The 13370-nt window shown below is 46.7% G+C and carries 8 protein-coding genes and 3 rRNA genes; all 11 read right to left on the bottom strand.

What is annotated here, in order from left to right; genetic code table 11:
- Nucleotides 1–27: 27 nt before the first annotated feature.
- A complete protein-coding gene (locus ACDZ28_RS08545; protein WP_042131743.1) occupies nucleotides 28–1374 on the bottom strand; it encodes a D-alanyl-D-alanine carboxypeptidase family protein in 1347 nt (448 codons plus the stop codon).
- Nucleotides 1375–1535: 161 nt separating this feature from the next.
- Nucleotides 1536–2993 (bottom strand): IMP dehydrogenase, encoded by a 1458-nt coding sequence (gene guaB / locus ACDZ28_RS08540; protein ID WP_042123184.1) that lies wholly within the window; start codon nucleotides 2991–2993, stop codon nucleotides 1536–1538.
- 430 nt (nucleotides 2994–3423) lie between these two features.
- Nucleotides 3424–3540: ribosomal RNA gene (gene rrf / locus ACDZ28_RS08535) — 5S ribosomal RNA — on the bottom strand.
- Nucleotides 3541–3668: 128 nt separating this feature from the next.
- Nucleotides 3669–6597: ribosomal RNA gene (locus ACDZ28_RS08530) — 23S ribosomal RNA — on the bottom strand.
- Nucleotides 6598–6857: 260 nt separating this feature from the next.
- Nucleotides 6858–8415: ribosomal RNA gene (locus tag ACDZ28_RS08525) — 16S ribosomal RNA — on the bottom strand.
- Together the 16S, 23S and 5S rRNA genes form the textbook arrangement of a ribosomal RNA operon.
- A 449-nt stretch (nucleotides 8416–8864) precedes the next feature.
- Nucleotides 8865–10385, bottom strand: a complete 1521-nt coding sequence (lysS, locus tag ACDZ28_RS08520; RefSeq protein WP_170880371.1) for a lysine--tRNA ligase — start codon at nucleotides 10383–10385, stop codon at nucleotides 8865–8867.
- Nucleotides 10386–10541: 156 nt separating this feature from the next.
- Nucleotides 10542–11021 (bottom strand): transcription elongation factor GreA, encoded by a 480-nt coding sequence (gene greA / locus ACDZ28_RS08515; protein WP_042123182.1) that lies wholly within the window; start codon nucleotides 11019–11021, stop codon nucleotides 10542–10544.
- A gap of 201 nt (nucleotides 11022–11222) precedes the next feature.
- Entirely contained in the window at nucleotides 11223–12239 is a 1017-nt protein-coding gene (gene dusB / locus ACDZ28_RS08510) for a tRNA dihydrouridine synthase DusB (protein WP_076121179.1), read from the bottom strand.
- A gap of 40 nt (nucleotides 12240–12279) precedes the next feature.
- Nucleotides 12280–12474: a helix-turn-helix domain-containing protein gene (locus ACDZ28_RS08505; RefSeq protein ID WP_375104443.1), complete on the bottom strand. Its 195-nt coding sequence runs from the start codon at nucleotides 12472–12474 to the stop codon at nucleotides 12280–12282.
- Nucleotides 12441–12992 carry a 2-amino-4-hydroxy-6-hydroxymethyldihydropteridine diphosphokinase gene (gene folK / locus ACDZ28_RS08500; protein ID WP_076121199.1) on the bottom strand — a complete coding sequence of 184 codons (552 nt, stop codon included), beginning with the start codon at nucleotides 12990–12992 and terminating at the stop codon, nucleotides 12441–12443. Before folK ends, ACDZ28_RS08505 begins: the two co-directional genes overlap by 34 nt.
- Before the next feature lie 11 nt (nucleotides 12993–13003).
- On the bottom strand, nucleotides 13004–13366 hold the full coding sequence (folB, locus tag ACDZ28_RS08495; RefSeq protein WP_375104442.1) for a dihydroneopterin aldolase: 363 nt from the start codon (nucleotides 13364–13366) through the stop codon (nucleotides 13004–13006).
- Nucleotides 13367–13370: the final 4 nt, after the last annotated feature.

Raw genomic sequence — 13370 nt, 5'->3', positions numbered from 1 at the left:
TTAATACATTTTTCGACGCTAAATTCATTAGAACAAGTTCTTGATCCCTGTAAATAAATCGCCGAAGAAATCTCCAATGGCTCTAAGGAATAAACTGAACCAACCGGCTTTCTCCGCCTCTTCAGCAGTAATCAGATTAACTGTCTTCTGCTGAACATCCGACATGCCTTCAACTTGGTAGGAATAAGTGACCTTACCCACTTTAGCAGATTGTTCTATAGGAGCAACTAAGGTTGCCGGATCATTTATTTCAACGGTTGTTTTAATTTCAGGGGAGGTTGTTCCCTTAGGGACAATAAATGAAACAGCTTCATCCGTAACTACAGACACCTCTTTACTTTTCCCTTTAAGAACTGGCACGGTTTCATTGCCGGCTATCACTGCTTTAGGCGCTACAACTTGTTTGATTTCAAAATTATTAAATCCGAAATCAAGTACTTTTTTCGTCTCTGTAAAACGGTGTGGCTCTGTATCAGCCCCCATTACTACACTTATCAGACGCATGCCATCACGTACAGCTGTACCTGCAAAACAATATTTAGCTCTAGCGGTATGGCCTGTCTTCAAGCCATCCAATCCCTCATATGCATAAGCCTTAAAATTCTGGATATTCTTATTAGCTTCCAACATCCAGTTAAAGTTAATCATTGGCGCGGTATCGCGTTCACGGAACTTATAAGACTGAACCGTAGTAAATCTATTAAAATCAGGATGATCCGTAACGATATGTTTGGCAAGGATAGCAGCATCCATCGCTGACATTACGTTTTCTTTCTTATCAGTTGAGCGGTACTTCTTAGGCATGTCAGCTTTGTCTAATCCAGTAGAATTAACAAAATAAGCAGTTTTCATCCCCATCTTCTGGGCAGTCTGATTCATTAGCTCTACGAATTCCAATTCTGATCCAGAAACTAGTTCTGCCAAAGCTACTGTAGCATCATTTGCAGATCCGACAGCCATTGCTATGTACAGCTCTTCAACCGTATGCTCGTCATTTTCCGCTAGAAAAATCCGTGATCCGACTTGTTTAGACGCATTTTCACCTACTATGACTTTTTGATCCCAGGAAAGCTGTCCTGTCTTCACTGCTTCTGCTACAAGATACTCTGTCATCATCTTAGTCATACTAGCTGGAGGCAAAGCCTCATCTGCATTCATTGATAGAAGAACTTCACCTGTTGTTGGTTCTATTAGAACCGCTGATTTCAAATTTAGACCCAGTGATTCCACAGAAGGGATCTTTACCGCTTTCTGAGTGGTCTGAGCTGCAGTACCAGCTTGTATTGTCGTAGTCGTACCTTCCTCAGCGAATGCCGGAAGTGGAGTGGAAACTAACATATTTAAAAGTAGACCTACTGTGACTGTCTTAATCATAAATTGCTTACCGTTAAACTTCTGCTTGTGCTTCAATGATTACTACTCTCCTTTAAACCTCATATCAATAGCTTGTTCTATTCTAACACAGGGGTACACGCAAAAAAAGACAGACAGGACGAAATAGTCCTGTCTGTCCAAAAAATAGTCTTTCTAGTCCATTACACGGAATAGTTTGGCGCTTCTTTCGTGATTTGCACATCATGTGGATGGCTTTCGCGAAGTCCAGCACTTGTGATACGAATGAACGAAGTGTCATTCCGGAGCTCTTCGAGCGACTTGGTACCACAGTAGCCCATACCCGAACGCAGCCCGCCAATCAATTGATGAACGGTATCCGAAAGAGGTCCTTTAAAAGCGATACGGCCTTCAATTCCTTCAGGAACAAGCTTCTTATCGTCATCCTGGAAATAACGATCCTTACTACCTTGTTTCATGGCACTCATACTGCCCATACCACGATATACTTTAAATTTACGGCCTTGATAAAGCTCCGATTCTCCTGGGCTTTCTTCTGTACCCGCAAACATACTTCCCATCATTACTGCATGAGCACCAGCGGCAATAGCCTTAGTGATTTCACCGGAGTACTTGATTCCACCGTCAGCGATGATAGGAACTCCGTACTCACGAGCAACCGTTGCACAATCATAAATGGCTGTAACCTGCGGAACACCGATACCAGCGATAACGCGTGTTGTACAGATAGATCCAGGTCCAATACCTACTTTAACTACAGAAGCTCCAGCTTCAATAAGTTCACGGGTTGCTTCACCTGTAGCCACGTTACCAGCAACAATCGTAAGATCAGGATACAACTCACGAATTTGGCGAACAGCTTCAATAATATTAATATGATGACCATGTGCAGAATCAACGACAATCAGATCTACACCTGATTTAACTAACGCTGCAGTACGTTCGAATGTATCTTTAGAGATACCGACAGCTGCTCCAACTAGTAAGCGACCGTGTGCATCTTTCGCTCCGTTAGGGAACTGAATGGCTTTCTCGATATCTTTAATCGTGATCAAGCCCTTAAGAACGTTATTCTCGTCCACCAGCGGCAATTTCTCAATTTTATGACGTTGTAAGATGCCTTCTGCTTCTTGAAGTGTCGTACCTACAGCAGCAGTCACGAGATTCTCATGCGTCATAACTTCTTTAATTGGAATACTATAGTCATGAATAAAGCGTAAATCTCTATTAGTTAGAATACCGACCAGTTTGTTGTCACTGTCTACGATCGGTACTCCTGAAATGCGATATTTACCCATCAATAGTTCAGCATCAGAAACCAGATGTTCTGCTGAAAGTGAGAAAGGGTTAGTAATAACTCCGCTCTCGGAACGCTTCACACGATCCACTTCTTCCGCTTGCTGCTCTACAGGCATATTCTTGTGAATAATGCCGATACCACCCTCACGAGCAATAGCAATGGCCATAGCCGCTTCTGTGACTGTGTCCATACCTGCACTCATAAGCGGGATGTTCAACTTCACATTCTTACTTAGAACTGTAGTCAAATCTACTTCCTTCGGCAGTACCTCAGATTTACGCGGAACCAGCAGCACATCATCAAAAGTTAGACCTTCTTTACCAAACTTATCTTTCCACACCTGGGTCATTCCTCCTCGGTTGTTTTTAAATTATACCCGCCTACAAACTTTATAAAGAAGAACCTTCGCCTTTAAGTCCATTCACGACAGACAACTCTGTACATCTGGAAGTAGAACAAGTTCATATCTTCAATTTAGGTTTGTGATGCTCATCCAAAAATATATTATTGCCATCTTAGCAAAGGGCATTTGGACTGTCAAGAACATTACATCATCAGAGTAGGTATTCAAAAAACGACTCTCGAGTAAGCGAATTATTGGACTATTGTCCACGCACAGTGGACGTTTTGTAGTGGAATTATAAAATTCACCACAGCCACCACCAATCCTTACGCCTATCTCTACTGTAGTATCTCAAATTAAACCCTAATGAATTCTTCAATAATACAACAAAAAGACCACTGTCGATTTCTCAACAGTGGTCTTGCGTGCTTGGCAACGTCCTACTCTCCCAGGACCCTTCGGTCCAAGTACCATCGGCGCTGGAGGGCTTAACGGTCGTGTTCGGGATGGGTACGCGTGGAACCCCTCCGCTATCGCCACCAAACATGCGTCTGTGAAACAGACGCTGCCGCGTGAAATTTGCTTCATCACCAGAAGTGAGAATAAATTTCTAAGCGTGTTACAGGCTTGATGCCTGAAAACTGAATCCGAATTGAATTTGCGTTTTAAGTATAGGATAAGCCCTCGACCGATTAGTATTGGTCAGCTCCATGCATTACTGCACTTCCACCTCCAACCTATCTACCTCGTCGTCTTCAAGGGGTCTTACTAATTGGGAAATCTCATCTTGAGGGGGGCTTCACGCTTAGATGCTTTCAGCGCTTATCCCGTCCGTACGTAGCTACCCAGCCATGCTCCTGGCGGAACAACTGGTGCACCAGCGGTACGTCCATCCCGGTCCTCTCGTACTAAGGACAGCTCCTCTCAAATTTCCTGCGCCCACGACAGATAGGGACCGAACTGTCTCACGACGTTCTGAACCCAGCTCGCGTACCGCTTTAATGGGCGAACAGCCCAACCCTTGGGACCTACTTCAGCCCCAGGATGCGATGAGCCGACATCGAGGTGCCAAACCTCCCCGTCGATGTGGACTCTTGGGGGAGATAAGCCTGTTATCCCCAGGGTAGCTTTTATCCGTTGAGCGATGGCCCTTCCATGCGGTACCACCGGATCACTAAGTCCGACTTTCGTCCCTGCTCGACTTGTAGGTCTCGCAGTCAAGCTCCCTTATGCCTTTGCACTCTTCGAATGATTTCCAACCATTCTGAGGGAACCTTGGAACGCCTCCGTTACTCTTTAGGAGGCGACCGCCCCAGTCAAACTGCCCGCCTGACACGGTCCCCGTACCCGATTAGGGCACTAGGTTAGAACCTAGATACGATCAGGGTGGTATCCCAACGGCGCCTCCACCGAAGCTTGCGCTCCGATTTCTACGGCTCCCACCTATCCTGTACAGATCGTACCCAAATTCAATATCAAGCTGCAGTAAAGCTCCATGGGGTCTTTCCGTCTTGTCGCGGGTAACCTGCATCTTCACAGGTATTAAAATTTCACCGGATCTCTCGTTGAGACAGCGCCCAAGTCGTTACGCCATTCGTGCGGGTCAGAATTTACCTGACAAGGAATTTCGCTACCTTAGGACCGTTATAGTTACGGCCGCCGTTTACTGGGGCTTCGGTTCATAGCTTCGGGTTACCCCTAACCACTCCCCTTAACCTTCCAGCACCGGGCAGGCGTCAGCCCGTATACTTCGCCTTGCGGCTTCGCACAGACCTGTGTTTTTGCTAAACAGTCGCTTGGGCCTTTTCACTGCGGCCCCCTCGTGCTATTCACACTACCGGGGCACCCCTTCTCCCGAAGTTACGGGGTCATTTTGCCGAGTTCCTTAACGAGAGTTCTTCCGCGCGCCTTAGAATTCTCTTCTCGCCTACCTGTGTCGGTTTGCGGTACGGGCACCTTCTCCTGGCTAGAGGCTTTTCTTGGCAGTGTGAGATCATGACCTTCGCTACTACAATTTTCGCTCCCCATCACAGCCCAGCCTTAATGATGTGCGGATTTTCCTACACATCAGCCTCACTGCTTAGACGGACATATCCATCAGTCCGCGTCACTACCCTCCTGCGTCACCCCATCGCTCATAGCGGATTACGGTGGTACAGTAATTTCAAACTGTTGTCCTTCGACTACGCCTTTCGGCCTCGCCTTAGGTCCCGACTTACCCTGAGCGGACGAGCCTTCCTCAGGAAACCTTGGGCTTTCGGCGGATCAGATTCTCACTGATCTTTTCGTTACTCATACCGGCATTCTCACTTGTATGCTGTCCAGCGCTCCTTACGGTACACCTTCAACCCACATACAACGCTCCCCTACCCCAGATACATACGTATCTAGCCATAGCTTCGGTGGTGTGTTTAGCCCCGTTACATTTTCGGCGCAGAGTCACTCGACCAGTGAGCTATTACGCACTCTTTCAATGGTGGCTGCTTCTAAGCCAACATCCTGGTTGTCTGTGCAACTCCACATCCTTTCCCACTTAACACACACTTGGGGACCTTAGCTGATGGTCTGGGCTGTTTCCCTTTTGACAATGGATCTTAGCACTCACTGTCTGACTCCCGGCAATAAGTATATGGCATTCGGAGTTTGACTGAGCTTGGTAATCCTTGCGGACCCCGCACCCAATCAGTGCTCTACCTCCACTACTCTTATACCGAGGCTAGCCCTAAAGCTATTTCGGGGAGAACCAGCTATCTCCGAGTTCGATTGGAATTTCTCCGCTACCCCCACCTCATCCCCGCACTTTTCAACGTGCGTGGGTTCGGGCCTCCAGTGCGTGTTACCGCACCTTCACCCTGGACAGGGGTAGATCACACGGTTTCGGGTCTACGTCCACATACTGAGTCGCCCTATTCAGACTCGCTTTCGCTGCGGCTCCGTCTTCTCGACTTAACCTTGCATGTTAAACGTAACTCGCCGGTTCATTCTACAAAAGGCACGCCATCACCCATAGATAGGGCTCTGACTTTTTGTAAGCACACGGTTTCAGGTTCTATTTCACTCCCCTTCCGGGGTGCTTTTCACCTTTCCCTCACGGTACTGTTTCACTATCGGTCGCCAGGTAGTATTTAGCCTTAGCAGATGGTCCTGCTGGATTCATACGGGGTTTCACGTGCCCCGCACTACTCGGGATCCGTCTCGGAGAGAACACAGTTTAGGTTACAGGGCTTTTACCTCTATCGCGGGCCTTTCCAGACCTCTTCGCCTACCATATTCCTTTGTAACTCCATGTGAGACGTCCCACAACCCCTAAGAGCAAGCTCTTAGGTTTAGGCTGTTCCGCGTTCGCTCGCCGCTACTGACGGAATCACTATTGTTTTCTCTTCCTCAGGGTACTTAGATGTTTCAGTTCCCCTGGTCTGCCTCTACACACCCTATGTATTCAGATGTGAGTAACTGCGAATTACCACAGCTGGGTTTCCCCATTCGGACACCCCCGGATCAAAGCTTGCTTACAGCTCCCCGAGGCAGTTTCGTTGTTCGCCACGTCCTTCGTCGGCTCCTGGCGCCTAGGCATCCTCCGTGTGCTCTTATTAGCTTAACCTTGATTTTTCCGCAGGAAAATATCATACGATATCTCTCTTGGAATCATCTCACTAATAACATTTACTTGTTTGCACAAGTTGCTAAAAGATGTTCTAAAACGCAAATTCGTTTCGGTATCCAGTTTTCAAGGATCAAGTCTTACTTGAGAGCTTAAACTCTCAAAACTGAGCAACGAGTGAGTAACAGGCCTAAACCTGAGATTGTGGAAGTTTAACTTCCGATTTGAATGTCTTCATTGCAGAAGACGATTCTCCATAGAAAGGAGGTGATCCAGCCGCACCTTCCGATACGGCTACCTTGTTACGACTTCACCCCAATCATCTACCCCACCTTCGGCGGCTGGCTCCCTTGCGGGTTACCCCACCGACTTCGGGTGTTGTAAACTCTCGTGGTGTGACGGGCGGTGTGTACAAGACCCGGGAACGTATTCACCGCGGCATGCTGATCCGCGATTACTAGCAATTCCGACTTCATGCAGGCGAGTTGCAGCCTGCAATCCGAACTGAGACCGGCTTTGATGGGATTGGCTCCACCTCGCGGCTTCGCTTCCCGTTGTACCGGCCATTGTAGTACGTGTGTAGCCCAGGTCATAAGGGGCATGATGATTTGACGTCATCCCCACCTTCCTCCGGTTTGTCACCGGCAGTCACTCTAGAGTGCCCAACATTACTTGCTGGCAACTAAAGTTAAGGGTTGCGCTCGTTGCGGGACTTAACCCAACATCTCACGACACGAGCTGACGACAACCATGCACCACCTGTCTCCTCTGTCCCGAAGGCCGCTGCTATCTCTAGCAGATTCAGAGGGATGTCAAGACCTGGTAAGGTTCTTCGCGTTGCTTCGAATTAAACCACATACTCCACTGCTTGTGCGGGTCCCCGTCAATTCCTTTGAGTTTCAGTCTTGCGACCGTACTCCCCAGGCGGAGTGCTTACTGTGTTAACTTCGGCACCAAGGGTATCGAAACCCCTAACACCTAGCACTCATCGTTTACGGCGTGGACTACCAGGGTATCTAATCCTGTTTGCTCCCCACGCTTTCGCGCCTCAGCGTCAGTTACAGCCCAGAAAGTCGCCTTCGCCACTGGTGTTCCTCCACATATCTACGCATTTCACCGCTACACGTGGAATTCCACTTTCCTCTTCTGTACTCAAGTCACCCAGTTTCCAGTGCGACCTCAGGTTGAGCCCAAGGTTTAAACACCAGACTTAAATGACCGCCTGCGCGCGCTTTACGCCCAATAATTCCGGACAACGCTTGCCCCCTACGTATTACCGCGGCTGCTGGCACGTAGTTAGCCGGGGCTTTCTTCTCAGGTACCGTCACTCCGATAGCAGTTACTCTACCGGACGTTCTTCCCTGGCAACAGAGCTTTACGATCCGAAAACCTTCATCACTCACGCGGCGTTGCTCCGTCAGACTTTCGTCCATTGCGGAAGATTCCCTACTGCTGCCTCCCGTAGGAGTCTGGGCCGTGTCTCAGTCCCAGTGTGGCCGTTCACCCTCTCAGGTCGGCTACGCATCGTCGCCTTGGTGGGCCGTTACCCCACCAACTAGCTAATGCGCCGCAGGCCCATCCCTCAGTGACAGATTGCTCCGTCTTTCATTCTTCCTTCAGGAGAAAAAAGAAATTATCCGGTATTAGCTACCGTTTCCGGTAGTTATCCCAGTCTAAGGGGCAGGTTGCCTACGTGTTACTCACCCGTCCGCCGCTAAGTTATTTTGAAAGCAAGCTTTCAAAATAACTCCGCTCGACTTGCATGTATTAGGCACGCCGCCAGCGTTCGTCCTGAGCCAGGATCAAACTCTCCAATTAGTATTGAAAAGAGCGATATGCTCATTTTGAAACATCTGACGAGAAAATTAATTCTCACGATGAAATTTCAAAAGCGTAAAGTACGCTGTGAAACTCATCAGTTTTGGATTTCACTTTCGTGATTTCCTACTCACTCGTTGTTCAGTTTTCAAAGATCAAGTTCTCGTTGGCGCCGTTTAATGTCTCAGCAGCAACTCTTATACTATATCATGTCCGGCTATTTAATGTCAAGCTCTTTTTTCAACTTCTTTTTCGAGCTCGGCATGTGTATTTCTTGGCCGGACTTAGAATATATCATGTATAGAGATTGATTGCAACACTTTTTTTCAAACAAATTAGCATTAAGCTATATATCCTCAAAACAATACTGAAACCCTTACCTTCTGATCAACAGTAGCCAAGGAGAACCGCCGTTAGACAGCTCCCCCGTGCTCATTGTTGTATAAATACTATTCGTTTGTACGGTTACGCATATGCGGGAACAGCAGTACATCACGAATAGATGCAGAATTCGTAAGCAACATAATCAAACGGTCAACACCGATTCCTAGTCCACCAGTAGGAGGCATACCATATTCCAAAGCACGGATGAAGTCATCATCCATCTCATGAGCTTCGTCATTTCCTTGCTCTTTCTCCTGGATTTGCGCTTCAAAGCGTTGACGTTGGTCGATCGGATCATTCAATTCACTAAATGCATTCGCATGCTCACGACCCACAATAAACAATTCAAAACGATCGGTGAAGCGTGGATCCTCATCGTTTTTCTTAGCAAGTGGTGAGATTTCAACCGGATGTCCCATTACAAAGGTAGGCTGAATCAGAGTTTCCTCTACAAATTGCTCGAAGAAAGCATTTAGGATATGACCGAAAGACATGTGCTTCTCTACAGGTACACGGTGCTCTTTTGCGAGAGCCTGTGCTTCCTCATCTGTCATATGAACACTGAAATCAACACCGGTTACTTCTTTAACGGCATCAACCATAGTTACACGACGCCATCCTGGTGACAGATCTACCGGCTTGCCCTGATAGTCGACCTGTTGAGTTCCTAATACCTCTTGGGCAATATGAGCGATCATATTCTCCGTAAGGTTCATGATGTCCTTGTAATCAGCATAAGCTTCATACAGCTCAATCATAGTAAACTCAGGATTGTGGCGAGTCGAAATTCCTTCATTACGGTAGACACGACCGATTTCGTACACTTTTTCCAGTCCACCAACAATAAGACGTTTTAAGTGAAGCTCAATCGCAATACGCATATACAGCTGCATTTCAAGCGTATTGTGGTAAGTGATGAACGGACGCGCAGCAGCTCCACCGGCAATCGCATGAAGTGTAGGTGTTTCGACTTCAAGATAACCAAGTGAATCCAAATAACGACGCATCGATTGAATGATTCTTGAACGAGCAATAAATGTCTGTTGAACTTCTGGATTAATAATCAAATCAACATAACGCTGACGGTAACGCAGTTCTACATCTTTAAGGCCATGATATTTCTCAGGAAGTGGCAACAAGGACTTGGACAAGACTTCGAGATTATGCACTTTGATGGAGGTCTCGCCTGTTTTAGTTTTGAATACTGTTCCACGAACGCCGATGATATCTCCTAGATCGAGAACATTGAACGCTGCGTATTGCGTTTCAGGAATGCTGTCTTGACGAACATAAAGCTGGATTCTTCCACTGAGGTCTTGGATATGCGCAAAACTGGCTTTACCCATCACACGTTTTGCCATAATACGGCCTGCTATGCTGACTTCAACGGATAGCTCGTCCAATTCTTCTTTAGAAAGTCCATCATACTTCGATACTAAGTCGCCAGCGTTAGCTGTACGCTCATACTTTTTGCCGAAAGGATCGATACCAAGTCCTCTTAGCTCGTCCAATTTGGCACGGCGGATTTGCAAAAGCTCACTAAGTTCGTTCTCTGCATTTTCCACATTATTGATTTCCTCGGTCATGCTATTCATCCCCTTGCAGATATAAATCCCTTATATTTTGAAAAAAAGCTTCCCTAAGGAAGCTTTCCCAAACAATGTTCCCTTATCTGCCTGCATACAACAAAACTACTTATACATTCGGCAGCACATCTATTTACAGACTATAAGATCTGTACACTACTTCATTCTGATATCGAGAATTTTATATTGAATAACGCCTGCAGGTGTATTAACGTCAACAATCGTGCCTATTTTCTTGCCGATGATGGCTTTGCCTACTGGACTTTCATTGGAGATCTTATTATTCAGTGGATCGGACTCCGCTGTACCTACGATCGTGTATTCCATAGTGTCACCATATTCCAAATCTTCTACACTTACAGTAACACCGATACTTACCACATCAGTAACGATCTCGTCGCTATTAATGATGCGCGCGTTGCGAAGCATCTTCTCCAAGGTGATAACGCGTCCTTCGATAAAAGCCTGCTCATTCTTCGCGTCTTCATACTCCGAGTTCTCACTGATATCTCCGTAGCCAATCGCTACCTTAATCCGTTCAGCAACCTCACGGCGTTTCACAGATTTGAGGGTCTCCAGCTCATCTTCCAGACGCTTTAGCCCGTCCGGCGTAAGGATGACTTCTTTATCGCTCATCTCAACCGATTCTCCTGTCGTATACAATTATTGAAAACACCATACTATATGCTAATCTAGGAGGATAAGAACACTCCCTGCTGCATTGCTCTTACTGTAACGGCGATTTTATACTGTGAAATTATATTGGAACCGCTACAAAATGTCAATGACACCACATATAAAGTGGGATGTGTTCAAAAAGCGTTAGGAAAATAACGTTTATACTGCGGATGAAGACATTTCATTCCCCTTATTCGCTTCTTCATGCTGAAGTTGAACGACAAAATCATTCAAAATCTTCACCATTCCATCACGTTTGGTCTCTAACATGAGTACATCCTTCACACGTGCAGCAGACTTTAGGCCTTTTAAATACCAAGCCATATGCTTACGCATATCACGAACAGCAATGACTTCTCCCTTAAGAGCAACCAGTCGATCCATATGAAGAATGGCAACCTTAATTTTCTCATCTAGCCCCGGCTCAGGCATCAGTTCCCCGGTGCTTAAATACTGAATCGTACGATACAGCATCCATGGGTTACCTAGCGCACCACGCCCGATCATCACACCATCACAACCCGTCTGATCAAGCATAGCCCGAGCATCTTCAGGTGTATTGACATCCCCATTGCCGATAACCGGAATGGAGACCGCTTCCTTTGCCATCTTGATATAATTCCAATCCGCACGACCCGTGTAGAGTTGCTCCCGTGTTCGTCCGTGTACACTGACAGCCTTGCCACCCGCACGTTCTACTGCACGCGCATTATCTTCGACAAAAATATGCTCACTATCCCAGCCAATCCGCATCTTCACAGTTACAGGTTTATCGACAACATCGACAACCGCGGATACCATTTCATAGATTTTGTCGGGATTCAGAAGCCAACGGGCTCCCGCATCACATTTTGTTACTTTAGGCACCGGGCATCCCATATTGATATCGATAATATCAGCATTGGTCTCTTTATCAACTACTTTTGCCGCTTGTACCAGTGACTCTCTATCTCCACCAAAAATCTGCAAACTAAGCGGTTTCTCCCGTTCATCTACGAACAACATTTCGCGAGTACGCGTATTTCCGTGAATAATAGCCTTGTCGCTCACCATTTCTGCACAAACTAAACCTGTACCAAACTCTTTAGCGATTAGACGAAAAGCTGGATTGCAAACGCCAGCCATAGGTGCCAGAACAACTTGATTCTTCATCTCAATGTCGCCAATCTTCAGCATTCGTATCACTTCCTCTATTCCTATTTGTATCCCTTAAAAATTATGAGTTAGGATTTGCCAATTCTTCGGTTGTAACCCCTAGGACATTCGCAATTTTATCTAAAATTTGATCTTCCAAATGTCTGTTGCCTCTCTCAACTGCGCCAAGCACAGCCAATGAAATCCCCGCGAGATCCGCAAGCTCCTGTTGAGTGTAGCCTTTTAGCTTGCGGAATGCCCTGATCCTCCGTCCCATACGCTTGTTGTCCACAACCGAATTCCTTCCTTCCCGTCTATGTCTTGAAGCGCTGCTGTAATCAACTTGCGGAGTCCGGAAGACTGTTCGTCCTGTGGAACGATATCACTGAGCGGAAGCATTACAAATGCACGCTCAAACATACGCGGATGCGGTAACGTTAAATGCGGGGTATCCAGTGTCTGCCCCTCTACCCACAATAGATCTAGATCTACCGTTCTCGGCCCATATCGGATATCCCGGATACGACCCAGCTGCGTCTCAATCCCCAGCATTACTTCCAGCAAGGCCTCTGGCGCAAGCGTCGTGCGCAAAGCTGCTGCCATATTGAGAAACTGTGGCTGATCTAAATAACCTACAGGCTCTGTCTCGTAAACTTTGGAGCAGCGAACCACCGTTATTTCATCATGATTATTCAGTCTGTTCAAAGCCTCTGACAGCGTACCCTCACGGTCACCCAAATTAGCCCCTAAAGCAATATAAGCCTCTGATTCTTCAGAGGTGGAATGTATATTCATGGACATTGTTCTCACTTTCTAGTTCTGCGCAGCTCTACAGTCACTCCCTGAAAATGAATGTCGAATGGCGGATGCGGTTTAGTTACTTTTACCGTTACTGCATTGATAACAGTATAAGTGTCCAGTACGGAGGATGCAATGTATTCTGCCAAAGCTTCAATCAACTTAAAAGACTTTATTTCGACAATATTTTTGACCAGCTCATGCACTTCAGCATAGTTCACCGTCTGGCTCAAGTCATCATTCTGACCCGCTCCCTGCAGATCAAGCTCCAGCTCCAAATCAATGTAAAAACGTTGACCCAGCTTACGCTCCTCTTCAAATACACCATGATATCCGTAGTATTCCATTCGATGCAGCGTCATTTTATCCATCTTT

Origin of the sequence: Paenibacillus sp. RS8 (genome assembly GCF_041956825.1) — a bacterium.
Taxonomy (GTDB): Bacteria; Bacillota; Bacilli; order Paenibacillales; family Paenibacillaceae; genus Paenibacillus_AQ.
This window is presented reverse-complemented; position numbering and strand designations above follow the sequence as displayed.

Coding starts and splice junctions, on each gene's coding strand:
- ACDZ28_RS08545 (WP_042131743.1), bottom strand. CDS start 1,374: ATGATTAAGACAGTCACAGTAGGTCTACTTTTAAATATGTTAGTTTCC.
- lysS (WP_170880371.1), bottom strand. CDS start 10,385: ATGACCGAGGAAATCAATAATGTGGAAAATGCAGAGAACGAACTTAGT.
- greA (WP_042123182.1), bottom strand. CDS start 11,021: ATGAGCGATAAAGAAGTCATCCTTACGCCGGACGGGCTAAAGCGTCTG.
- dusB (WP_076121179.1), bottom strand. CDS start 12,239: ATGCTGAAGATTGGCGACATTGAGATGAAGAATCAAGTTGTTCTGGCA.
- ACDZ28_RS08505 (WP_375104443.1), bottom strand. CDS start 12,474: ATGGGACGGAGGATCAGGGCATTCCGCAAGCTAAAAGGCTACACTCAA.
- folK (WP_076121199.1), bottom strand. CDS start 12,992: ATGAATATACATTCCACCTCTGAAGAATCAGAGGCTTATATTGCTTTA.
- folB (WP_375104442.1), bottom strand. CDS start 13,366: ATGGATAAAATGACGCTGCATCGAATGGAATACTACGGATATCATGGT.